20 protein-coding genes are annotated in these 23,188 nt (G+C 51.7%); 2 read left to right on the forward strand and 18 right to left on the reverse strand.

What is annotated here, in order from left to right; genetic code table 11:
• Positions 1 to 18 precede the first annotated feature (18 nt).
• The 17 genes from FDP08_RS03445 to prpD form a co-directional block, all read right to left on the reverse strand.
• Positions 19 to 1,401, reverse strand: a complete 1,383-nt coding sequence (locus FDP08_RS03445; RefSeq protein ID WP_137434630.1) for a hypothetical protein — start codon at positions 1,399 to 1,401, stop codon at positions 19 to 21.
• A 172-nt stretch (positions 1,402 to 1,573) separates the two neighbouring features.
• Positions 1,574 to 2,581, reverse strand: coding sequence for a glycosyltransferase (locus FDP08_RS03450; protein WP_137434631.1), 1,008 nt, complete (start codon positions 2,579 to 2,581; stop codon positions 1,574 to 1,576).
• A 16-nt stretch (positions 2,582 to 2,597) separates the two neighbouring features.
• Positions 2,598 to 3,740 carry a sugar-transfer associated ATP-grasp domain-containing protein gene (locus FDP08_RS03455; RefSeq protein WP_137434632.1) on the reverse strand — a complete coding sequence of 381 codons (1,143 nt, stop codon included), beginning with the start codon at positions 3,738 to 3,740 and terminating at the stop codon, positions 2,598 to 2,600.
• A gap of 2 nt (positions 3,741 to 3,742) precedes the next feature.
• Positions 3,743 to 4,999, reverse strand: coding sequence for a phenylacetate--CoA ligase family protein (locus tag FDP08_RS03460; RefSeq protein ID WP_137434633.1), 1,257 nt, complete (start codon positions 4,997 to 4,999; stop codon positions 3,743 to 3,745).
• Entirely contained in the window at positions 4,996 to 6,135 is a 1,140-nt protein-coding gene (locus FDP08_RS03465) for a glycosyltransferase (protein ID WP_137434634.1), read from the reverse strand. Before FDP08_RS03465 ends, FDP08_RS03460 begins: the two co-directional genes overlap by 4 nt.
• Before the next feature lie 7 nt (positions 6,136 to 6,142).
• Positions 6,143 to 7,300 (reverse strand): glycosyltransferase family 2 protein, encoded by a 1,158-nt coding sequence (locus FDP08_RS03470; protein ID WP_137434635.1) that lies wholly within the window; start codon positions 7,298 to 7,300, stop codon positions 6,143 to 6,145.
• Positions 7,297 to 8,211, reverse strand: coding sequence for an XrtA system polysaccharide deacetylase (locus FDP08_RS03475; RefSeq protein WP_137434636.1), 915 nt, complete (start codon positions 8,209 to 8,211; stop codon positions 7,297 to 7,299). Before FDP08_RS03475 ends, FDP08_RS03470 begins: the two co-directional genes overlap by 4 nt.
• A complete protein-coding gene (locus FDP08_RS03480) occupies positions 8,208 to 9,707 on the reverse strand; it encodes a glycosyltransferase family 39 protein (RefSeq protein ID WP_137434637.1) in 1,500 nt (499 codons plus the stop codon). Before FDP08_RS03480 ends, FDP08_RS03475 begins: the two co-directional genes overlap by 4 nt.
• A complete protein-coding gene (locus FDP08_RS03485) occupies positions 9,704 to 10,645 on the reverse strand; it encodes a glycosyltransferase family 2 protein (RefSeq protein WP_137434638.1) in 942 nt (313 codons plus the stop codon). The genes FDP08_RS03480 and FDP08_RS03485 overlap by 4 nt, the downstream gene beginning before the upstream one ends.
• Before the next feature lie 12 nt (positions 10,646 to 10,657).
• Entirely contained in the window at positions 10,658 to 11,095 is a 438-nt protein-coding gene (locus FDP08_RS03490) for a GtrA family protein (RefSeq protein ID WP_137434639.1), read from the reverse strand.
• Complete coding sequence (locus FDP08_RS03495; protein WP_137434640.1) at positions 11,052 to 12,338, reverse strand: outer membrane beta-barrel protein; 1,287 nt, start codon at positions 12,336 to 12,338, stop codon at positions 11,052 to 11,054. The genes FDP08_RS03490 and FDP08_RS03495 overlap by 44 nt, the downstream gene beginning before the upstream one ends.
• Positions 12,331 to 13,245 (reverse strand): P-loop NTPase family protein, encoded by a 915-nt coding sequence (locus FDP08_RS03500; RefSeq protein ID WP_228263223.1) that lies wholly within the window; start codon positions 13,243 to 13,245, stop codon positions 12,331 to 12,333. Before FDP08_RS03500 ends, FDP08_RS03495 begins: the two co-directional genes overlap by 8 nt.
• Positions 13,245 to 14,771, reverse strand: a complete 1,527-nt coding sequence (locus FDP08_RS03505; RefSeq protein ID WP_137434641.1) for an XrtA system polysaccharide chain length determinant — start codon at positions 14,769 to 14,771, stop codon at positions 13,245 to 13,247. The genes FDP08_RS03500 and FDP08_RS03505 overlap by 1 nt, the downstream gene beginning before the upstream one ends.
• Before the next feature lie 57 nt (positions 14,772 to 14,828).
• Entirely contained in the window at positions 14,829 to 15,473 is a 645-nt protein-coding gene (locus tag FDP08_RS03510; RefSeq protein WP_137434642.1) for an XrtA/PEP-CTERM system exopolysaccharide export protein, read from the reverse strand.
• A 59-nt stretch (positions 15,474 to 15,532) separates the two neighbouring features.
• The gene (locus FDP08_RS03515) at positions 15,533 to 16,945 is read right to left on the reverse strand and encodes a TIGR03013 family XrtA/PEP-CTERM system glycosyltransferase (protein WP_137434643.1); all 1,413 of its coding nucleotides are present in this window, start codon (positions 16,943 to 16,945) and stop codon (positions 15,533 to 15,535) included.
• Between the two features lie 210 nt (positions 16,946 to 17,155).
• Complete coding sequence (locus FDP08_RS03520; RefSeq protein ID WP_137434644.1) at positions 17,156 to 17,527, reverse strand: hypothetical protein; 372 nt, start codon at positions 17,525 to 17,527, stop codon at positions 17,156 to 17,158.
• 159 nt (positions 17,528 to 17,686) lie between these two features.
• Positions 17,687 to 19,171 carry a 2-methylcitrate dehydratase gene (gene prpD, locus FDP08_RS03525; RefSeq protein WP_137434645.1) on the reverse strand — a complete coding sequence of 495 codons (1,485 nt, stop codon included), beginning with the start codon at positions 19,169 to 19,171 and terminating at the stop codon, positions 17,687 to 17,689.
• Between the two features lie 447 nt (positions 19,172 to 19,618).
• Here prpD and FDP08_RS03530 point away from each other — a divergent pair, with 447 nt between their 5' ends.
• Positions 19,619 to 21,262, forward strand: coding sequence for an FAD-binding oxidoreductase (locus tag FDP08_RS03530; protein WP_228263224.1), 1,644 nt, complete (start codon positions 19,619 to 19,621; stop codon positions 21,260 to 21,262).
• A gap of 119 nt (positions 21,263 to 21,381) precedes the next feature.
• On the forward strand, positions 21,382 to 22,221 hold the full coding sequence (locus tag FDP08_RS03535; protein WP_137434646.1) for a PEP-CTERM/exosortase system-associated acyltransferase: 840 nt from the start codon (positions 21,382 to 21,384) through the stop codon (positions 22,219 to 22,221).
• Between the two features lie 98 nt (positions 22,222 to 22,319).
• On the opposite strand, the gene FDP08_RS03540 is transcribed toward FDP08_RS03535, so the two are convergent.
• Positions 22,320 to 23,159 carry a THxN family PEP-CTERM protein gene (locus FDP08_RS03540; protein ID WP_137434647.1) on the reverse strand — a complete coding sequence of 280 codons (840 nt, stop codon included), beginning with the start codon at positions 23,157 to 23,159 and terminating at the stop codon, positions 22,320 to 22,322.
• Positions 23,160 to 23,188: the final 29 nt, after the last annotated feature.

Genomic DNA, 23,188 nt, shown 5'->3' on the forward strand with positions numbered 1-23,188 from the left:
ATCCCGGATACCCTATGATCAGTTAATTTGAAGCTCAATTTTTCGTGGAGGCACCGGGCAATCTGCTGCTGTGCACAACTCAAAACCTTGCTGATTGGGAACCCCATCCTCGTCAAAAACATAGATATACAAATCTGAAGAACTAGCTAGTGCGCCAAGGTTCACAACAAACTCAATCTCACTATTGGTCCATTTGATGGGTCTCTGCAACTCATAGTACGTCAGATCCTCGTAGCGCGGAGCGTCACCAATAATCACCCTTTGCACACTTTTATCCATATATATCTCAGAGATATACATATTCTGAAGATGGTCTTGCTTTGCATTATTACCAATAAGAGCTATTGTCGGGCTATAGGCTTCCTCGTAGGCTGCTCTAGAATCGAATTTTGCCACGCCACCAAGCTCGCCATTAAACCAAGATTTGAAGGTACCTTTCGCTATATCTAGCTCTACCTCGAAATGGTGCCACACATCAGGAACCATATCTCTCCTTTGATACACCCTGTTCGACATGTATTCCCGGTTCGAAGGGGACGCCACGAAATAATCAGTGTGGGACAAACTCGTGCGTATGCCGCGTGAATCCGGGTCGTCCCAGACTCTTAAAGTTTTTTGTCCAGGACTTTCGAACCCGTATCCGGAGCCCGCCCTAAATTCCTCTGGGAATTTAGTACGGGCTCCGGAGCGTTGGCCAAGCAAATTGATGCCTTTCAAATTGTTAGAGTTAAAATTGCCTGGAAAAGTAAAATTCAGCAGACCCTCATCATCAATTCCTATGAACTCACCAATCACCTGTCCACCTGAAACGATTGCTTCTCCAACCTCAAACTTTCCGGATATATCGTACGGATAAATGCGCCAGTAATACAGTGAGTTATGGTCAACCTTTACCCACCAGCTCAAGTAAAGTTGATCATTGTTAGTTGGTGTATCCCAGCCCCCCGGACCACCATATGCGACGGGCCGCCCCAGCCAGACGTTTTCACCGAACAGATGATATCTGGCACTGTCAAATGGGTGTCTTGCCTCGGAATCTGTGTCATAGCGAACAGGTAATACACTCGTAGCTGCACCCCATCGCGATTCCGGATCGTCTGAGCTCGCCTGGATTACACGGCCATCCTCATAGGCCGAGTACTGTGTATTTCTTTTTCCATTTTCAAAAGCTTCATTAACATAGTCGACAAGTACCGGAGCGCTGTCGTCCTTGGTGCCAAACCCGCTTCCCGCAATCGTGACAGTGGAGTCGTGCGCTAAACTTGCTGCCCCGGCGACAAGCCCTTCAATGGCTGGGGTCGTGTGGCCGATCCCAGGCACACCAATCAGCAGAGCATATACACAACTCCTTACACGCCAACTATTTGCAACATTTCTACAGACTAATTTGGACTTACTCATTTTAAAAATCCCATCCCGATTGCGACTAATGCCCAAGCAAAGATTTTGATTTGCATAGTCGAGTTTCACCGATACTAACCAAATTTTAGGTGTTTTCGGTCACGTACACACAGGAATATACATACTGTTACACTATACGTGTCATACTAACAGCACTACTACATATAAAAATTCAGCGAGTTGTACTTGAGAACGCTTCAGCGTTCTCAAGAAACGTATCCAGCTCAGACCACTGTTTCCGCCACAATTTTGTCTTTTCTAAGCATTCCTGAGCAATAAGATGTTTATAAATATCAGGGTTATTGGCGACTTTCATCGCCGCCTGAGCGATCGATTTACTGTTCGCACTAGTATACTCAGCCGATTGACCGTAAAAAGCCTTCAACGTCATCGTGTCTGAGGTAATAAGTGGCTTTCCAGCGGCCATTGCCTCGTAGCCCCCACACACCAGAACCCACTCAGAGGTTGTCAAAACCATCATCATGTCACAATATTGTACATAAGCGTCATATGCATTGCTTGAGACAAACCCTAGAAGTCGAACGTTATTGGCGATAAAATCAGAGGAAGGATCGAGACCGGCTTTCTCATAATTTCCCGTAATTAATACACAATAATCATTAGGCAATTGTTCTGCAGCTTTTATCACTTCGAGATAAGGTTCATCAGGAGAAAATGTACAAACGAATAATATATTTACCTTTCCAGGGAGTTCCAGACTCTGAGCGTCTTGTTTCAATTCAGGGATTTTGTCGTGTAAAACAATAGCTCGCCCCCCCTTCTTCTCAACGACATTTTTCAGGAACTCGTTGGTTACGATGGTGAGATCGGCGACTTTCAAGCTGAATTCACTGCAAAGAATAACAAACCATATTGCAGGATTAAGACTTATTCCCTTTCCCAACCGAAAGTTAGTATGTCTATCAACGATTAATGGGAAACGAAAAATCAGCTTCATTAACGCAGCTAGCGCAGCCAAAATACGACTGGGATTCTGCACCACAACCAACCCATTTCTGTATCGATAAATTAAAGATATTGTTTTGACCGCTTTAAGAATATGCCGAACGATAAAGGCCTCGTTCGATTTTACGAAGTAGTAATCAGCACCTAGCTCTTTAGCAAGTTCTATTGATCGACGATGATCTTCCCAAGTAATCCAACAAATATCTTTAGTCACATTAACAGCCTTGTTCTTAAGGGTTCAGATTCTTCTGATACTTATTAATCAACAAATTATACTCCTTAAATGCACTGCACACTTCTGAATTTTTCAAAATCGGCCCCCTCGCTTGCTCCAAATCCACATTGTCGTATCCAGAATTGATTTCAATTACAACAGGTCCTTTTTCGGTAATCGCAAGATCCATACCGAGAAGCGGATAGAATTCAAAAGCGGCCTGAACTTCTTTCGCCAAGGCAATAACTCTTTCCCACTGTGGTAGCTGGTACCCTGCGAACTGGACCCTGGATGTTGGATGCTCTTGGAATACCTGGCTCATCCGGTCAAACCCACTCTGCGCAAGCTTACCAGTGTCGATATCCACAGATACGCATATGCCACCCTGGCTCAGGTTATCTACCTTGCTCGTCCCCACTCCGAAGCGGGCATAAGTACCAACTATCAATATTTCACCGTTAATTTTTTTTATCGTAACGGCTCTAATTGTATTGGTGGATTCAGAGATTCTGCTCATATCTTTATGCTGAGTGATAAACTCCTGAACAATCAACTCACTCTCAGCTTTTATTCCCCCAAGAGGAACTACCAACCCCTTCTGGATGGCATTGACTTCTCCATCTTCAAACTGTGTACAGGTGATACCGCCTCCACCCTTCCCGGATCTTGGTTTGAAGATGAGATTTCTCAGTTCTCTTTTGGCGAGTTCTTGGGCAACGCGCTCTATATTTTCACCTTCTTTAACAATCCTGATAATTTCAGGTGTGGCAATATTTTTTGCAGTACATAGCATTTCAGATAGTACTTTATCCTGGAAAACTATTTCATAGGCCCTTGGCTGCACACTTTTTCTCAGCTGTCTGCGTTGATAAGGGTCGTAGTTGGATCCATAGTAATACACCCACTCAGACTTGGACTTCTCCCATAAACGACAAGGGGAATAGTTATCAGGATAGTACTTCAGTCGAAAAAAAATGAATAAAAAATCAAATGCGACCTGAGTTTTGCTTTTTGTGCACTCCTTCCAATTAACTTTCGAAAAACAGTAGGGCAACGCCAAAAAACGAAGGAAACGACGAATATAAGGAATTCCGTTATCTCTTCCTTGGGATATTTTGTTTTTTACCTTTTCTGAAAGGACTTCCAGGTCAACACTCATTATTAAGCCACATTCTCTATAGATGCACTGATATTTTGGGTAAAATAAGATTTTGATGAATAACCCGATGGTTTTTTATTCGACGAAACATTAACAAAAATTCTGTTACCAGTTTTCCTCAATATATAATTTTCCATAAAATTCTTTAATGCCTCATTTCCACCCTGTAGCTCATCGCTAATGTATACGTTGAGGATACCGTACTCATTTTGAATTATCTGGAAACTGAAGATTTCTCGCTTTTTACTCTGAAACTCATTAATTGCGTAGGATAAATCGACAGAATGAAACTTTGTTTCAGAATCGATGTATACGAATCGATTTATTGATCTACCGGTCAAAACGTTCAGGTAAGACGAGCCTCCTAATAGATCGCAGTCGGCGATTTCAATAGACCCGGAATCCCCTAACTCGTAATTCACAAGGCTGGTTGGTTTCCGCGAAACATCGGTGATCAGAAGCGATTCGTCACTCTCCTTTATAATAAGCCATGGGTTCACGAAATGGCGGTGGCCATCCCGACACTCGAAAGCAACGATGTCGAACTCTGTGGCCCCGTATTCTTCAGCTACCGGTGCATTGAAAACCTTAGCCAGGTACTCCTTCTGTGCAGGAAGTACCGTTTCCGCCGTACAGATCACGCATTTTGGAGATCTGAAACGCATGGAATGTTTTTCTATCAGCGCAGCAGCTTCAAGAAGAAGCGATGCGTAACCGTAAAGGTAATCCGGTGCCCAATTGAGTATCCTGGCTAAAGATTCCTTTGCGTGATCTCCTGATGGAAAGCAGACTTTCCGATTCAAAGCAAAGTTCTTGATGTTATTTTTTAGACCAAATTCGGGCCTTCCCCAGAACCTCGCCTCCCGGTCACCGACTCGGACACCATACTTCCTGAAGCAGTAATCACGAACTCCAAGCATTCGCGATAGATCCTCTCGAGACAATGTCACCGTAGTAGGTTCACCGGTTGTTCCAGAGGTTTTTCTTTTGAAAGTGCCAGATCTATTCGTCCCGCTATTCAGTTTTCTATAGCGGCCTTTGCTCAACAAAGGGGAACTGTTTATCTCAGCAAGGGAAGTAACCGGGTCACCATCCGCGTTGATGGGCCTATTCACCTGAAGCATGCGCTCAAGAATTCTATTTCTTTCTTCATGATCCAGACTCCAAAGAATGCTCACTTGGCTATGCCATTTTTCAACCCTGAGCCCCATCGAGTGCAAAAAGACACGGGTCAGTATATATCTCAACTGCCGTATCACGCCTGAACTCCCAGCATAGACTGATAAAGTTCCCTGTAGCTAAGCTCCATAGCCTGCACTGAGTAGGACTCTGATACCTTCTTCGAGGACCAGCTTACTTTTGATTGCCGCGCAGTGTCGTGCAAACAATTCACTATGCATGAGCCAAGCTGGTCATGGTCACAGTCTGGCGGCAACAGATAGCCACCTTCACCTTTACCTAGAACTGAAGGCATCTCTCCAACTGGCGATGCCAGTACGGGCAAGCCCATCGCCATCGACTCCAATAGAGTGATAGGCAGGCCTTCAGTATGCGAAGGCACAACCAGCAAATCGGCGATCTTCTGAATGCCGGGGACATTACTGCAATACCCCGGCATCAGCACTCGACTCTGGAGACCCAACTCACCCTTTCGCTGCACTAAAGCTCCTTTTTGCTTCCCTTCGCCGACGAGAATCAATCCGGGATTATCAAACTCTTTACAAACGATCGGGAATGCATCGATAAGGCGATCAAAGCCTTTTTCTTGTGACAATCGACCCACCCCAAGAACTATAGGTGAATGGCGCGCAACAAAGTCCAAAATGTCCTGACCAAGCGGCCGATTTGCCTCGGCATTGATCGTCTCGACATCGAGTCCATTGGGTATTACTCTCACCTTTTTGTTCTGCGCAAACTTGGGAGGCAACTCTTTCTTCATCGCCTCGCCAACCAGAACAACACGTTGCACAAAGGTGATGGCAACCCGATCCAACATCTCATAGAGCCACATCTTGCTGAATTTTTTCGCATGCACGTACCCATGCAGTGTGGCAATCATAGGAATACGGCGGATTACTAACGGACGACCGCCTAGTAGCACGTTGAATTTGAAACCATGGGAATGGAGAATGTCATAGCCGCTAGATAAAGCCCAATGCAGGATTTTGCTACTTTCCGCAATGTTCAAGCCTGGCTTCATTCTCCAAGCCATTACCGGCAAGCCCAGGCGTTCCGCCTCCACCTCAATAGGCTTATCGACAACACCCGGCTCTCCCGCACTGAGTATCATCGGCTCAAGCCCCTGCTTTAGCTGTTCCTGAACCAGGCTAAGCAACATCTTCTCGGCACCATACAGGCCGCCGCTATCAATCAGGTGTAGTACCTTGATTCCCATCGTTGGCCTATCCCTTCCTTGGATTCCAGATAACCTTCTTCTCACCCTTGAGAAACGCCGCCGTTGCCTTGTAGGAGGCGATGTTCAGCAGCATAAAGTAGTAAGGTATTGAATAGATCACAGACAGCGGCTGTCCCTCTCCTTCCCGCTTGTGGCCCGTCCAGGCCAGAGCCCCGAAGACAACAAGGCCCAAGAAGGCTAACGTATAAATTCCACGGGCCGGCGCCAGCAGTAAGGTGCTTATAGCCAGGGTGATCAAAGGCACGAAAGCGGTATAGCGCAGCAACTTGTGGGAGATGAGCTGCCAGGCAAACACCGGGTCTCGAAAGGGGCTCATCAGGTGGCGCATGTCTTTCAACGCCCACAGCGCGCGAAGGCTGACTCGCACACGCATGCTGAATTCGCTGTCGCTGTCGTTCAGGGCTTCTTCTTTCAGCAGGGCTCGGGGCTCATAGACTACGCGGTATCCCTGCTCTACCACTTTTAATGGTTGTACAAAGTCTGGCAACTGGTCCGCGTTGAGGGGCTGGTAGAGTGTTTTGCGCATGGCGTCTATACCACCATCCACACCAACAACGGAACCTAACCGGGTTTCCTGTTCCCTTAGCCAATTCTCGTATTTCATGTAGGCACTGCAGCCGTCGCCCACCAGGGAACCGTCGTCGTTCACGTAGACCATCTTGCCAGTCACATAGCCCACATCAGGGTCGGCGAAGTTGCTGCACAGTTGGCTGACTGCCTGACTGTCCCACTGGGAATTGGCATCGGAGAACAGGATTATATCGCCGGTAGTTTGCGGTACCAGGGTATTCAGGCCAGCGGTTTTACCCTGTCTTGGCACCTGGCGGAACAGGCGGATCGGAAACCGGGCGGATGCCGCCATACACTCTATGATGTCATCGGTGCCGTCATCGGATTCGTCGGAGATCACCAGGACTTCCAGCTTGTCTGCCGGGTAGTCCAGCGCCAGTTTGTTCTTAAGAGTCGCTTCGATGTCCTTTGCTTCGTTGTAGGCAGCTATCAGAATCGAAACTCTCGGCTGATACATCTCATCCTTGCGGACAGGACGGTTGACCAGTCCTGCAACTACCCTGGTCATCAATGGATAGCCGAAATATATGTAAACCAGCAGACCAAACGACAACCAGAAAATCAGCGGTATCATAGTGCCACTCCGCTGACTTGGGTTTGCTCAGTGGTGTTTACTGGCAAGCCGTCCAGCACACCTTCTGCCTTGAGCACATTGCTCATGGTGGTAAACCGGAATTGACGCAGCAGTCTGGTCAGTCGCTGCTCGCACACTTCCAGATTGTTATAGTGACGGAATCGGGAAAACCATTTAACGTCCAACCGTGGTTGGCCCGGGTCGATTTCCCATGGGTGCAGGTAGAAAACGAAAGGCTGCCCCTGCCGATTGATACTGCCAAGGCCCCACTTGCTGAACCAGTACGGGAACAAACGGAAATACCCTCCCCCTGCGATTGGCAACGTGTAACCCGGGAATTTGAGGGTACTCAACGGAAATTCAGCCAATTCGTAGCCTTTGTCCGTTGTCAGCCGATGGGGCCAGCGCGGCGTACCGGGCATGCCGTAGCGATCATGATGGACCGGGAATATGGATGAATCCCAGGTGAAGCCTTCCTCGGCCAGGATATCCAGAGCCCAACGGGATTGGTTGGTAATCGAATAGCTGGCAGCACGATAGCCTGTGATCGCCTCTCCGGTGATATCTTCAAGAATTTTCTTGGAGCGACGTGTTTCTTCCCGGAAAACCTCCGGCGTTTGGTTATAGATCAGTTGGTGGCTATAGCCGTGGCTGGCTACTTCATGGCCCGCTTTCTGAATAGCCCTGACAAGCTCAGGTGACTTATCCGCTACCCATCCCAGCGTGAAGAAAGTTGCCTTGCTGCCTTCGCTGTCCAGGAGTTCGAGCAAGCGGTTCACGTTGGATTCCACCCGGTACTCCATGGAGTGCCAGTCGTTTCGGTCAACCGCTTCTGCAAGCGCTGCTACCTGAAAGTAATCTTCGACATCAATGGTAAGGGCATTCTGTATGGGAGTTGTGTTATTTCTCATTGCGGTTCTCCCGGGGTGCTTTGCGCACATTCAAGAATTTCCACTGCACTGTTCTGGTATGCAGAGGTACACGTCCCTATCACCTGTTCCACTTCTGACTGATAGGTGGTTAGCAGCTGAGCTTCCTTTTCCGTCACGTGGGTCAGTACAAACCAGACCCTGTTGAACTTTTCCAGTTCTTGGAGCTTTTCAGGGTACTCATCAGCTGGCACAAAATAGGTGTCAGCATTCAATTCATGTGGTATCGGAGTTACACCGCAGCCGTTCTCCGATTGCCTGTCATAAAACTGAACCGCTGACCGCCCTTTGGGCGTCAGAAATACAGCTGCGTCGCCACTCTGACAATGCCCTGAGAGAAACTCATAGGGCTCTGCCCAGCGGTTAGGCTCCCTTTGATTGTAGTTGTGGGCTGACACCGTGGAAGCAGCAGCCAGAATCATTACTGGAACAATCGAGAAGCGTCGCAAATACACAGTACATCCAATGGCGACAAGCATCAGATAGAAAGGAATAAAAGGCACGAAAAAGCGCCCGGCAAACACAGGCTCCAACTGGGAAACCGCAAATACCAGCAGAACAGGGCCTGCGCATGCGACGGCAGCGGCCAACCAGAACAACACCTGGCCAGAAACTGCCTTGTCACTTCCTTTGCCCCGCTTTTTTGCCAATCCCACAAACCCCGCAACCAGCGATGCCATCGAGAGCAGGACCAGGGTATAACGCACGATGTGTCCTGCTTCCGGTGATCCGCCGGAAAATTCGAAAAACAGATAAATCAGGGACTTGATGTTCGGCGTTTCAATCCATGAGAGTTGCCCGCTTTCCTTGAAAACTACAAATGCAAGAATTGGCAGAAAGCTCAAAGCTATGAGGCAATGCGCCAGGAACCATCGGCCGAACTGACCGCGACATCGGGAGAGCCCCAAAATGCCAAGGCAGAAAACTCCAAGGGCCACGAAGAAATGTGAGTGAATGCCCAGGGCTCCGGCAAGGATATACACCCTCCAGAAGCGAGCGTTCCCTTCGATACATATTCGCACCCAGCTGAACCAGAGCAGCGCCATGAAGAACATGGCAAGCGCATAGCCACGGATCTCGACGCTGAACCGAACAAGGAAAAAATGCACCAACATCAGAACCACAAACGCGGCCACTGCCCTGGCCCCGAAATGATCCCGCAAGGTGCGGGAAAAAAGCCATATGGCAGCTGCGTATGCAGCTAGTGAAAAAAGTCGCAGCCAGAGTTCAGAGAAAGAGATGGCACCCCAGAGCTTGAGCACTCCATAATACAAGGCCATGTTGGCTTCGTAACGGGAGATAAATTGGCCAAGATCGGTCCAGCTCAGGCTGATGAAGTAGGTAGTAAGCGCCTCATCAAACCACAGCCCTTCCGTTATGCTGTATCCAATGCCGAACGTAATATTGACCGCCAGGGAAGCAACTAACAACGCTGCCCACCCAATCCATTCAGCTCTCGACACATCCGGTTGTGTCACTTTTCAGCTCCATTGTTAATATGCTCCTGGATCAGATAAAGAGGCCTGCGCTTGGTTTCATCAAACATTCTCCCCAAGTACTCGCCGAGTACTCCCAGAAACATCAGCTGGATACCACCTATGAACAGCACCACGGTCATTAGCGACGGATAGCCGGGCACCGGATCGCCCCACACAATCGTTTTAATGATGACGTAGGCACCGTATATAAAAGAGCCGAAGGCAAGTAGCATCCCCAGGTATGATGCCATTTTGAGAGGCAGAGTGGTGAAGGAGGTAATCCCGTCCAGGGCAAAGTTCCAGAGTTTCCAGTAGTTGAATTTGCTATCGCCAGCGTGGCGAGGATCTCTGGAATAGCGCAACGCCACTTGTGGGTAGCCTATCCACGAAAACAGCCCCTTCATGAACCGATTGGATTCAGACAGGCTACGCAATGCATTAACCGCTCGTCGGCTGATGAGACGAAAATCACCAGTATCCCGCGGTATCGCAACTCGCCCTACTCCGGCCATGAACCGATAAAACAGGCTGGCAGTGGTTTTTTTGACGAACGATTCCCCGTAGCGTTCAGTTCGCTGACCATAGACGGTGTCATAACCTTCTCGCCACAACTGGATCATGCGGGGAATCAGCTCTGGTGGATCCTGCAAATCGGCATCGATAATGATCACGGCATCGGCATCCACATGATCAAGGCCTGCTGTAAGAGCCGCTTCTTTGCCGAAGTTCCGGGACAGCCTGATCAATGAGAGGCGATCATCTTTTCGAATCAGGTCCCGGATAATGTCCACCGAGTTGTCCGAACTGCCATCATCAATGAACAGAATCGTGCTACTCATTCCGTCCAGGTCATTCAGTACAGCCGACGTACGCTGATAGAATTCCTGGAGTACCGATTCTTCGTTGTAAACCGGAACAATGATTGCGAGCGATTCCATTCAGCACATCCTTTAAGCCTGAAAGGTCCACAACTTGTTGACCAGAAAAGTGGCCAGAAACACCAACCCGGTGGCTGCCACCTGGGCAACCAGGTAGTAGGTAGAAAATACGATTGTCAGAACATACATAACTGACAGATTCACAATGAAACCCGCTGCTGCCACAAGAAAGAACCTTACAGCTGAGCCGCCGTAGCTGCGCTGAGTTCGATGGAACAGGAAGCGCCGGTTCAACTCATGATTGATAATTGCGCCGGTCACAAAGCCCGCACTCGACGAGATCAGGATCGCAAGCCCCGCAATCTCCACCAACAGATACAACACCAGGTAATGGCTTGCAGTTCCAACAAGGCCCAAGGCACCATAGGTGAAAAGCTGGTTGAGATGGCGGGTACCGGACATGATTTCAGAAGAATTTGTAATTAAGGGAAACCGCAATCCAGTTCTCATAATAATCCCTGGAGACAATGTCGCTCGCCTTACGCTGGTGCCCTATGGCAGAGCGAACATCCATTCTTTGGCTCAGTTGGTAATCAAGCCCGGCAGACAACTGAGCTAAGTGGTCTTCGGCGCCTTCGTCTTCAAAGCGCTGGTGCCGGTATGCGACATCGGTGAACCAGGAGAGAATCTGGGTTATCGGGCGGGAATAGCCCAAGTCAATACCGCTTTGTTCCTCTCGCTCGCCTGTCTGAATATAATCACTTCGGCTGGCAGAGAGCTCCGCCCTGAATGTAGAGCCGTCGCTGAACCGGGTGTTGTATCCCGTTCTTACCACTGTAACTTCGACAGCGGCGGATTGGGTCAGGTTAAAATTGAAATCGTCGAACTGAAGGCCAAGAGTGGAGGTCCGGTCTGTCAGCCTGTGGTCGGCGTACAGGGTAAAATCGCTGTTAGGGGTTATTTCCCGTACCAGACTGAAGGTTCCCGTAATGCCGTCGGTCGAAATCGACTGGCTGCCAAACCTGCTTTCCAGGCGGTTTTTACCGAGGGAACCGCTAACCTGGGTTGCTACCCAGGTTTTGTTGAAGGTCACAACAGCGGATTCGCGGTCCAGTTCCTGACCGGTGTCCAGCTCTGTTCGTTCGGCGCTGGCAGACAGCCCCCCCTGGAGTGTGTCGCTGAAGCTGTGGTTGTAAGCAACGGTACCGGTAACACGTTCGCTGTCTTGCTCTTCCGGTTCTTCGAAATCAGTATTTTCATAGTTGGCAGAAAACTGCAGCTGGTCGACCTGGGTTAATTGCATGGTATACACCGGGCCGGTGCGGAACACGTTCTTGCGGGTGAGGTTGTCCTGTGTGTCGGATCCGCGGGTGTCCCGTGTAACATGACTAACGGTGTCGGAAGCCTGCCACACCAATCCTCTGGCCAACTCGCACTGCCCTTGCAGGGTGCCGTTGGTGAACACCTCGGAATCAAAGGTGTCTTCATGCCAGTAACCATAGCCGACACCCATATCCACGGCGGATGTGCATTGCCCCGGGTCGCTCAGATACCCAACATTCACATTTACACGGGTTTCCAGATCGCTTTGCTCATTGGACGAAGCGCGTCGGGCGTTGTCGGTAAAACGGTTATCAATCCCGCCCGACAGGCTGCTGGTGGCTGCAATAGCAGGGCCTGCTGCCGCTACCAGAATGCCGGTGCCGATGGAGGTAATCCACCGGATCTTCCCTGATCCTTGCACATCAGCCATTGATTACAGCTCCTACAAACTTTTCAGGGTTAAAGGCCTGGGCGGCATTCTCTACAATGGTGGCGGTTACCCGGCCGTGGGGAACCACCAGCATGGAGTAATCACACAGGTCGCCGAGAATGCGGGCATCCGGCGAATCGCTGATGGGCGCAGTGTCCAGCACAATGAAACGGTCCGGGTAGCGGCGGCGTATGGCCTGCAGGAACTGCTTCATGCGAAATGAGGTAAAGAACTCCGCCGGTGTGTCGCGCTGGCTGCCGGCCGGTATCAGCCGCAGGCGTGGAATGCCTGTAGGATAAATAATCCGCGCGATGTCGTAGTCTGAATCTTCCAGAAAGTCTGTCAGGCCGTTATCGGCTGCCAGGTCCAGCTGCGAATGCAGCGTGGGATTGCGCAGGTTGCAGTCGATGATCAGTGCGGTTTTGGACTGGTCAAAGGCAAACGCGGCTGCCAGGTTGAGTGCCATAAACGACGTGCCCGCGCCTTCGCTGGCTCCGCTGACTACCATGGTAAAGTTGTTGCCGCCCGACACTTCCAGCAGTTTGGTGCGCAGGTGGCGGAACCGGTTAACCAGCGCCCGGTTCTGGGACTCCGGATAGATGATGCGCCGCTCATCCATGTCGTCGCGGGTGAGCCGGCGGGGCTCCTGCATCTTGACGATCTGTTTGCTGATGACGTACTTGTCGACAGCACCAGGGCCCAGTTCCAGAGAGCTCGGCACCAGCATGCGGGAGTCTTCCCACTGGGAAAAGCCACTGTTACGCTCACTATCGGAAGCCTCGCTCTGTTTCTGCAAATCGCCCGTTCGTTCCCTTCCGTTCAAATCAACGGCACGTGACGTTTGATCGCGGGGGCGTGAATCCGTTTCCATTTCTTCCCTTTCCCTGTCCTGATTTTGCTCTGTCATCAAATGACTCCCATCAGCGCGGCGCCGGCAACCCCGCCATAGGCAGCGACCACCAGCACGGCGCATACAGAGACTGAAACGGTTAACCAACGGTCTTTGCGTTTCTCGTAGGGTGTTCGTACCTGTGGAATCTCGGCCAGCACGGGCAGGCCGATACCATCTTCAAGCTGCTTGCGGGCCCTTATGCGAGGGTCGACCTGCAACACGCCTGCTGCCAGGCCAAACGGAGCCAGGGCTCCCAGAATCAGGCCTGCAGACGCGAACAGCCCGAACTGAGGGCCAATTGGATCCCGGGGATATTGGGCGGTTTCGTTGATGCGAAAATTCAGCCCCTGGCCTTCGATGTCCAGGTGCATGGATACCCGGGCTTTTTCACGGCGTCTGAGCAGATCGTTGTAGATCTGTTCATTCACTTCCATATCCCGGGTAAGCTCGGAATACTGCGCCTTGTTTTCCTGGATGCGCTCCATGCGCTTTTCCTGCTCTGCAATCAGGCGCTGAAGCGAATCGATACGCGACTCCTGCGTACGAATGTCGGCACGGGTTTTGGCCACCTCTGCGCTGATGTCCTGGTACAGAGGGTTCACCAACTGGTCGCCTCCTGTGACAGCCTCGCCCAGTGTGCCGCTCTGGGCAGCCCTATTCCGTTGCCTTTCCAGTTGAGCAATCTGTTCTTTCAGGGCGACAATGTCCGGGTAGGTATCGTGATACCGCAACCGCAAGTCATCGAGTTGCGCTTCTTTCTCGCGAATTCGGCGGGTGTACGCGTCGACAGTGCGGCCCTGGCTGAGCATCGGTTGAACGTCCTGCAGCCCGGACTGCAGCGATTCAGCTCGCGCTTCCAGTTCAGTTCGTTCCATCTGGGCCAGTTCCAGTTGCCGGCGCAGATTGGCCATGCGTGAGTTCGCTTCGGCTTCTGTTCCATCCACATTCTCTGAGAGGAACTTCTTCAGCTTCTGCTCGACTTCGGCCAGGATGGACTCGTAACTTTTGACCTGTTTATCGATAAAGTCATAGGCGTTTCGGCTTTCCTTGCGTTTGCTTGCTGTGTTTTCTGAGATGAAAAGCTGTCCCAGCCGTTGCGCAACCCGGAAAGCCTGCATGGGCGACTCAGAGGTGTAGCCGATACTGAAGTAGCTGTCGCCACGGGGGCGTACATTCATGTTGGAGCGAAGCATCTCGACTCGGCGTTCCAGCGCCTCATCACTGAGCTGATCCGCATTCTGGCCAAAGATGTCCTTGTCTTTCGCAACCAGTGACATCACGTCCCTGGACCAGAGCATTTCCCTGACCACCGAAGTTCGCTCACTGATTTCGGTGGTTACCGCACTGCCTTCCATTAGCGGGCGGATGATATTCTGGTCATCCACAAATATCACAACCTGCGACTGGTACTTGTAGGGCCATACAAACCCGGCCCCCAGTACAGCGAAACTGATTATGGCAAAAAGCAGGAAGGCCAGCCACTTTCGTGACCGGACCTCTCTGATCGTTTCTGACGGGAGCTGACTTAGTGGGAGTGCCATCTGTCTTACCTATTGACCGGTTTCGCGATTCGCTTCAAGCAACGGTTGTCGCTGATCCTAGAAACTCCGTTCCGGTACGGTCAGTATATCTCCGGGCCGCAGACGGTAGTTGGTGGCTACATTGCCCTCACTAAGGATATCGTCCAAACGAACGGGGATGGCTACCATCCTGTCGCCAACAGCACGGTAAAGCATCGCGCTGTTCAGGTTTGCAAAGGGGTTGGCCCCACCAGCACTGAGAATCATATCGAGGACTGTCATACCCGGACTGTGGGGCACGGAGATAGGCTGATTAACCGCACCCGTTACCCGCACACGGTCGCTGAATTCGTGGCTACCCATTGATGTAACCACGACGGTTACCTGGGGTTCGCGGATATAACTTGCCAGACCTATCTCGATCTCAGTGGCAAGCTGTTCCGGCGTTTTACCGGTGGCCATTACATCACCGATGAGAGGCATGGACACCCGACCGTCCGGGCGGACGGGAACGCCTATGCTCAAGTCCTGATTACGCCAGACCGAGATCTGGATTGCGTCAGTTGGGCCGAGAATGTACTCATCAACGCTTGTTGCGGTCTGTAGGCTCAGGGCTTCGTCAATGGCTTGCTTCGACGATGACTGGGGGCCTGCACAACCCGCAACAAACGCTACCGCCGTGAAGGTCAGCAGGAGACCCTGCAGTGAATACTTCGATGACATCGTAATTCCTCTCTGGTTCCATGTCTGTTTCCATGTCTCGGGGAGAGCTGGTCCCGAAACTACCTTGATCCTTTCTTGAACAATACCACTTCTACTGTCTGAATTATAATCAATAGATCCAGCAACAGGCTTTGGTTCTTGATGTAGTAGAGGTCGTACCGGAGCTTTTCCCGCGTATCCTCTTCGTTATCTGCATAAGCAAAGCAAAGCTGGGCCCAGCCCGTCAATCCCGGTTTGACCCGGTGGCGCTCGCTGTAGAAGGGAATCTTATCCGACAACTGCTCTACAAATACCGGCCTTTCAGGGCGCGGGCCAACAAAGGCCATGGTGCCATTCAGAACATTAAAAATTTGTGGCAATTCGTCAATCCGCACCTTGCGGATAAATGCTCCTACCCGGGTTACCCGGGCATCGTTCTGGCTGGCCCAGACGGCACCGTTTTTTTCGGCGTCGGTTTTCATTGAACGGAATTTATAGACCTTGAATACTCTGCCGTTCAGCCCTACCCGCTCCTGGCTATAGAAAATGGGCGCCTTGCGGCCATCCTCGATCTTGATGGCAATGGCAGTCAGCAGCATCAGTGGCAGCCCGGCCAACATAAGAACGGTAGCCGACAGTATGTCCAGGGAGCGTTTGCCAAACCCGAACACGGAGGAAACGGTAAATCCGTCAGAAAACACAAGCCAGCCACGGGTAACCATTTCCAGGGCTACCTTTCTGGATTCCCTCTCATAGAATGACGCGCCATCTACAATTCGTACGCCCTCCATTTTGCATTCCAGCAGGTCTTCCATGGGCAGCCCTTTGCGACGGTCATCTACGGCAACCACAATTTCATGGACCGGGTGCTTGAGAATGTATTGCTGCAGTGTGGTGGGAATGTTCAGCAGGTAGTCTTCACCGATCTCGACCGGTTCGTCCGGCAGGGGCACGAAACCTGTCAGTATGAAGCCCTTGCGATTGAAAGGCGTCCTCAGGTCTTCATGAATCTGCCTGGCGCGGAACCCTGCACCCAACACCAGCACCTTTCGTTTGAAGGTTTCTTTGCCGACGGTGGCAAAAAAGAGTGAGCGAAAAGTGCCCAACAGGAAAAAGCCGAACACCGAACCCGTCGTTAGCACACTGCTCGAACCGGTGTACCAGAGCCACTCGTTGGATAGCAGGTAGGCGAAACCGCACAACGGGATACTGACTATCAGCGCCATGATCGTGCGCAGCATCATGCCTGACATACCTTCTTCCAGGCGGGACTGATGAACCCCAAGTGCGACCATGACCAGCAGGTTTATTGCAGAGAACATGACTGCTGATGGCAGCAGGAAATTCAGGTTCTCAAGGAAGAAGGAAACATCACCGAAATAGCGAAAGAACACCGCCAACGCGAAGGCAAACGCGAGCACCAGAAAATCAATCAGGCCGAGAATGACATACGGAAGGTGGATGTAGTGTCTGAACAATCTGACGTGGGCCACGCCAACTCCTTTTTGCTGCTCACAACAATGACAAAACGCATCCAGTGCGTTTACATACAGCGTTACGTGAACAGCAGTGTACTGTAAATTTCTGTAACTGCAATCGTCAGCGAACAAAACCACCAGTTCCAGTGTAAAAGAAACTGACGGCTCCAGGCTGCCAAGTCGTCAGTTTCCCTTTTTGTGGGTCTGGCTTACACTTTCTTTTTTTTACGAACCACCAACAGCCCTACGAGCCCAAGAACGAAATGGGGTTGTACCTGCATCCAGTACCGCAAGGCCGTTATCGCAATCATAGCTGCCACTGTCACAGAGACCGCCGGAACCGGCTACCACTCTGGTGAAGGAACCGACACCGGCCTGGGAATTAAGGGTGACCGACTGGGAACCCGGAGTGTAATAGGCGTTGTCGTCGAAGGTTTCAGTAAGATATCCACCGCTCAGGGTTGCCAGGAAGTCACTCTCGGCCAGCCCTGCCGCTGTTGCACCCTGGGTGCTGATGGACAAAAGAGGGGTTGCACTGGCCCAGGAGCAGGCGCCAAAGAGCAGTCCGGTTGCGAGGATGATTGTTATCCGGTTCATATCAGTACTCCATTGATCTGATGTAATTTGCTTTCAATGGAGTACCGACCGCATGGTTCGTGCCACATTTTCGTTTTGTTATATTTCAGTTACTTATGGGCCCTCTGCCTTTAGGTGTGTAAACAGATCTGACATACCTGTAACCTGTTCGTATCACCTTCATATCACGAAAAGCCCGGTGAACTCGTGCACCGGTATGCTTTCCAGCGCCTTCTGGTCCTTACAAAGCTGGAATATCCGCTCACAGCGCTGTCCAGGGAATCGGGTGGCAAGATTGTTGCGGAATTTGTCTTCCAACAGCGGGATCCCCTCCTTTCTGCGTCGACGGTGGCCGATGGGGTATTCGACCGCGACTTTGTCGGTGCTGCTGCCATCCTTGAAGAACACCTGGATCGCATTGGCGATTGAGCGCTTGTCCTCTTCCAGGTACTCGCGTGTGTACCTTTCGTCTTCCACAACTTCCATCTTTTCACGAACCTGGTCGATGACCGGATTGGCCTCATGAAAGCTGTCTTCGTAATGCTCGGCCGTCAGGCTGCCGAAGATCAGTGGCACTGCCGCCATATATTGCAGGCAGTGGTCCCTGTCCGCGGCGTTCGCCAGCTTACCTTGTTTGGAGATAATGCGAATGGCGGACTCTTGGGTGGTGATGACAATACGGTCAATCTCGTCTAGGCGGTCCTTGACCTGAGGGTGCAGGGTTACTGCTGCCTCTGCTGCAGTCTGGGCATGAAATTCCGCCGGGAAGGAGATCTTGAACAGGATGTTTTCCATCACGTAGGACCCGAAGTCCTGAGGTAAGGTAAACTGCCGCTTGTCCTCAGGTTTGAGCTCCTGGTCTTTGTTGGTTTTGCTGAACAACACATCGTAAAAGCCCCATTGGGGCGCAGTCAGCGCGCTCGGAATGCCCATTTCTCCCCTCATGGCGATGTCGGCCAGGCGCACCGCTCGGGAGGTGGCGTCGCCTGCTGCCCAGGATTTGCGGGAACCTGCGTTGGGAGCGTGACGGTAGGTGCGCAATGACTGGCCATCTACCCAGGCGTGGGACAGCGCTGATAACAGTTGCTCCCGGTTTGCGCCCATCAGTTTCGCGGTGACGGCCGTGGATGCCACCTTGACCAGCACCACGTGGTCCAGTCCTACCCGGTTAAAAGAATTTTCCACTGCCAGCACACCCTGAATTTCATGGGCCATGATCATGGCTTCGAGCACATCCTTCATGGTCAGGGGCGATTTGCCATCTGCCACCCTTTTTTGGGAGAGATGGTCAGCCACCGCAAGAATACCCCCCAGGTTGTCTGAGGGGTGGCCCCATTCGGCCGCAAGCCAGGTGTCGTTATAGTCCAGCCAGCGGATGATGCAGCCGATGTCCCAAGCGGCTTTTACCGGGTCGAGCCGGAAGGATGTTCCCGGAACGCGGGCACCATGGGGGACCACCGTGCCCTCAACGAGCGGGCCGAGGTGTTTGGTGCATTCTGGAAATCGCAGGGCGAGTAAGCCGCAGCCTATTGTGTCCATTAGGCAGTTACGGGCGGTGTTCCAGGCTTCTTTGCTTTTTATCCGGTAGCTGAGGGTGTAATCGGCAATGGTCTGGATGAGCTCATCGTAGTCGGGGCGTTCGTTGAGATCGAATGTTGCTGACATTTAACTGTTCTCCTGATCCTGATGATTATTTGTTTGAGCCTAGTTGAAGAACCCGTGAAATTCAGTATGTATGTATCTATACTAACAATATATTTACTGAATATATGTCGTATTTACATACACAACAATAACAACCAAAAGTTTTAACCGATGGTGATTTCAACGAATTAAATAATAAAAGATCCCCTGAAATCAGTGGATTTACGTTTGCTGACAAGCTATCACATAAATCAGTTTAAATTATTTTAATAAATAACCCCCACAGTATTTCTCTGATTTCAATTTAACTGCTTGTTTGCAATTCAGTTCTTTAAATCAGTCCCTTTTCGAAGCCGTAATGCTGCAACGTGGTTCTGATTGCCTTATCTCGCCTATAATCACCCCGCCAACGATGAACAACCCGTCAGTAAGCTTTAACAACGCATTAATAAACGGCGTCGCTAAATCATGGAAATGCCAGTAAATAGCACCTCTACCGAGTCTGCAATTGCCGAATGGACCACTATTCTGGGCGAATCCGGTGTCGTTGTGGCCCGCGCAGCTCGAGCAGATGACGTCGGCGCCTCCACAATAGGAACAAAGCGCTCCATTCCGGCTGTGCTCCGCCCAGAGACCCGGGAGCAGGTCGCAGCGGTTCTGCAGGTCGCTCAACGGTGGCAGGTCGCTGTCTACCCTGTGAGCACCGGCAATAACTGGGGCTACGGCAGTGCCAATCCGGTCGAAGATGGCTGCGTCATCCTTGATCTTGGCGGGCTTGACCGTATTTCCGATTTTGATCCCGAGTTGGGCGTCGTCACCGTTGAGCCCGGCGTAACGCAAGGCGCTCTCAGAGACTTCCTGGACCGCCATGACGGTAATTACCTAGTTCCGGTGACCGGCGCAGGCCCTACCTGCAGTATTCTTGGTAACGCGCTCGAACGGGGTTATGGCATCACCCCCATCACTGACCATTTCGCTGCGGTGACGAAGCTGGAAGCGATTCTCCCCGACGGTACCCTTTACCGGACACCCCTCAGCGAACTTGGCGGTGCGGAAGTTGACGGTCTGTTCAAATGGGGCCTGGGTCCCTATCTCGACGGGCTATTCAGCCAGGGGAATTTTGGCGTGGTTGTGAATATAACCATCGCTCTTGCGCCAGTGCCCGACACCGTGACTGCATTTTTCTTTTCCACAAAAGACGACGCCAAACTGGAAGCACTGGTACCCACCGTTCGGGCTGTGCTACGGGCACTCGGCGGTTCGGTGGTGGCGATTAACCTGCTTAACAGCCAGCGCATGCTCTCGATGATGACGCCCTTCCCCGAAGATAAGGCCGTCGACGGCGTTCTGCCTGCTCACGAAATTGACGCTCTCGCCAACCGTCACGGTGTTCCGGCGTGGAGCGGGGTCGGCGCGATTTATGCTTCGAAAGAGGTAGCCAGGGCCGCCAGACGCACGCTACGGCGGCTTCTGGGCCCGGTGACTGACCGTCTTATCTTTATCAACCGGCGGAAAGTTGGCGCAGTGCGGAATATTGCCCGCGTACTGCCCGGCAGGCTGGCTACACGGGTGAAGGGCATGGCAGATACGCTCTCCGGCGCGCTGGAAATCATGCATGGCACCCCGAATGATGTCGCGCTGGCGCTGGCATATTGGCGCTCAGGCACCTTGCCGGAACCCGGACAACCAAAAAACCCCGCACGCGACGGTTGTGGGCTGATCTGGTTCGCGCCGCTGGTTCCGATTCGGGGAAACGACGTTCGACGCTATATCGATATGATTGAGAGAATTTGCCCGCAGTACGGTGTCAACCCGCTGATTACGTTGACCACCGTGAATGATCGCTGCTTCGACTCTACCGTTCCCCTGCTTTTTGACCGCAGGGACGCGAAAGCGACAGCGCGGGCCAATGATTGCTATCGCGCACTGTTCGACGCGGGGCAAAAAGAAGGTTTCCTGCCTTATCGCCTGAACATCGACGCGATGGGCATCCTGAATACCGGTGGCTCAGCTTTCACCCGACTTGCCAGTCAACTGAAAGCTGCAGTCGACCCCAATTGCATCCTGGCGCCCGGACGTTACGTGCCCAGGATAAAGCATTCCGAGGTCTGATGAGCTGTAGCCTCGATACACCCGTAGTACGCCGTCAAATGGAGTTTAACCGGCGCCTTTTTATCACTGCGACTATCGCCCTAACAGCTCCCTGAAAGGGACAGAATGAGGATCCAGAAATGAACACAGGGTTTGCACTCCACCAAGAAACAGAAAACACAAAAGACCAGGAACTACCGGAAGACGTCAGTACTATTTTCAACTCGGTATTCAATGTCCAGTTGGCGACGTCTCCCGAGGTGATCAACAAGGTCTTCGAGGTCCGGTATCAGGTCTATTGCATTGACCGGCATTTCGAAGACCCTGACTGCTTCGCCGATAAACGCGAGCACGATGCCTACGACCCGCGATCCGCGCACGCTCTGATCCGACACCGAATAACGGGAGACAGCGTCGCCGCGGTTCGTCTCGTCATGGCGGGCGATAGCCCGGAGCAGTCCGATTTTCCGATGGAAGGGCCCTGTATCCATCGGATGGACCAGCCTGCACGGGACGCCTTTGCAGGCGCACGCCGTGAGCAGATCGCAGAAATATCCCGCATGGCGGTCAGCCGGGAGTTCCGTCGGCGTCTGAATGAGGACGCTTCGGCCGCTGGCATCAGCGATTTTGCCTCCTATAGCGATTCGGAAAATGGCAGACGCGCCATGCCCTATATCAGCCTGGGGCTTTTTGCCGGCATTCTCCAGATGTCTGTCAGACACGGCATAACCCACTGGATGGCAATCATGGAGCCTGCACAGCTACGCCTGTTGAAGCGATTTGGTGTGGAATTTGACCATGTGGGGCCTGTGATGGAGTACCACGGCCGTCGCCGTCCTGCCTTTACCGAAGCAGCGTCACTGATTGACGGTATAAAGAAGCGTCGTCCAGACGTCTGGTCGCTGATTACTGACGATGGACGATACCTGCCGGCGAAACCGGATACCGCCGATCAGGTAAAGGAAAGGGAGGTTGCCTGACCCCACGACGGAGCCGGTCTGAAAACAAAAAAGCCCCCGCCAGAAGCGGGGGCTTTTACTTTCAGCACTTTCGTCTAAACGTTATAGCCGTTCAGACATTATGCTTTTGCTGCTTTTTTCCTGCGTGACAGGCCAAGTCCGGCGAGGCCCAGGCCCAGCAGTGCCAGGGTGCCTGGCTCGGGAACCTGAACCTCTCTAGCGGTAATACTGAACGAGGACTGGAAGGAGTTAGGTTGGCCCTCCGGGGTCAGAAGACCAACACATCCAGCATTGGCATTCGCCGCTGCACAGGCAGTGTCAGGCAACGTTGTCAGACCAGCTAGCTCAAGAAACACAGTGTAGAGATAACCGCCTTGAATGAACGACTGTCCCTCGAGCATTCCACCAGAAAAGTCGCCCAAGCCTTCAATGCTCACAACGGTGAAAATGTCACCGCACGGCGTGGAGCCTTCATCGGCACAGGGTTCAGTTGCATTCGGCGTTTCTGTGAAGCGGGTATTGAAGGTAATAGGATCCAGTTCCTCGGTATTGCCGTCGGCGGCCGGATTCGGATACAGCGTCAGCGTGGAGGTCAGGTCAAACGATAGCAGCGTATCAAAATCTAGATCGATAATGTTATTGGTATGGGTAAATACACCCCCGTTAACGGCGCCGCCGTTAGTTTCGAGTAATGGGAGGGGATCAGCTAATGAATCTACATCAGTAATTGCAACAGATGATCGATTCGCATCTCCAACTCCACCCCATGAAATCTCATTGGGGTCAGTAGTTTGGCTGCCGGTGTTACCATTTTGTTTGTCAGTGAATGTCGCGTTTGAGAAATTACTGTCAACCGTATAGTCCCAGAAGCCAATCGGATCCGCGATGGCAGATGCCGCACCGAGTGTTAAAGGCAGGACAATGGTCGATAGAAGGGTTCTTTTAAGTGCTGTGTTCATAATGATCTCTCCTTGATTGTGAACGCTGG

It is taken from the genome of Marinobacter panjinensis (assembly GCF_005298175.1).
Taxonomy (GTDB): domain Bacteria; phylum Pseudomonadota; class Gammaproteobacteria; order Pseudomonadales; family Oleiphilaceae; genus Marinobacter; species Marinobacter panjinensis.

What these genes read in the sequence shown, in the direction of transcription:
- FDP08_RS03520 (WP_137434644.1), bottom strand. Translation starts at nt 17,527, where the DNA reads ATGAACCGGATAACAATCATCCTCGCAACCGGACTGCTCTTTGGCGCC.
- FDP08_RS03500 (WP_228263223.1), bottom strand. Translation starts at nt 13,245, where the DNA reads ATGACAGAGCAAAATCAGGACAGGGAAAGGGAAGAAATGGAAACGGAT.
- FDP08_RS03470 (WP_137434635.1), bottom strand. Translation starts at nt 7,300, where the DNA reads ATGATACCGCTGATTTTCTGGTTGTCGTTTGGTCTGCTGGTTTACATA.
- FDP08_RS03490 (WP_137434639.1), bottom strand. Translation starts at nt 11,095, where the DNA reads ATGAGAACTGGATTGCGGTTTCCCTTAATTACAAATTCTTCTGAAATC.
- FDP08_RS03465 (WP_137434634.1), bottom strand. Translation starts at nt 6,135, where the DNA reads ATGGGAATCAAGGTACTACACCTGATTGATAGCGGCGGCCTGTATGGT.
- prpD (WP_137434645.1), bottom strand. Translation starts at nt 19,171, where the DNA reads ATGTCAGCAACATTCGATCTCAACGAACGCCCCGACTACGATGAGCTC.
- FDP08_RS03510 (WP_137434642.1), bottom strand. Translation starts at nt 15,473, where the DNA reads ATGTCATCGAAGTATTCACTGCAGGGTCTCCTGCTGACCTTCACGGCG.
- FDP08_RS03495 (WP_137434640.1), bottom strand. Translation starts at nt 12,338, where the DNA reads ATGGCTGATGTGCAAGGATCAGGGAAGATCCGGTGGATTACCTCCATC.
- FDP08_RS03485 (WP_137434638.1), bottom strand. Translation starts at nt 10,645, where the DNA reads ATGGAATCGCTCGCAATCATTGTTCCGGTTTACAACGAAGAATCGGTA.
- FDP08_RS03445 (WP_137434630.1), bottom strand. Translation starts at nt 1,401, where the DNA reads ATGAGTAAGTCCAAATTAGTCTGTAGAAATGTTGCAAATAGTTGGCGT.
- FDP08_RS03535 (WP_137434646.1), top strand. Translation starts at nt 21,382, where the DNA reads ATGAACACAGGGTTTGCACTCCACCAAGAAACAGAAAACACAAAAGAC.
- FDP08_RS03530 (WP_228263224.1), top strand. Translation starts at nt 19,619, where the DNA reads ATGGAAATGCCAGTAAATAGCACCTCTACCGAGTCTGCAATTGCCGAA.
- FDP08_RS03475 (WP_137434636.1), bottom strand. Translation starts at nt 8,211, where the DNA reads ATGAGAAATAACACAACTCCCATACAGAATGCCCTTACCATTGATGTC.
- FDP08_RS03455 (WP_137434632.1), bottom strand. Translation starts at nt 3,740, where the DNA reads ATGAGTGTTGACCTGGAAGTCCTTTCAGAAAAGGTAAAAAACAAAATA.
- FDP08_RS03540 (WP_137434647.1), bottom strand. Translation starts at nt 23,159, where the DNA reads ATGAACACAGCACTTAAAAGAACCCTTCTATCGACCATTGTCCTGCCT.
- FDP08_RS03505 (WP_137434641.1), bottom strand. Translation starts at nt 14,771, where the DNA reads ATGGCACTCCCACTAAGTCAGCTCCCGTCAGAAACGATCAGAGAGGTC.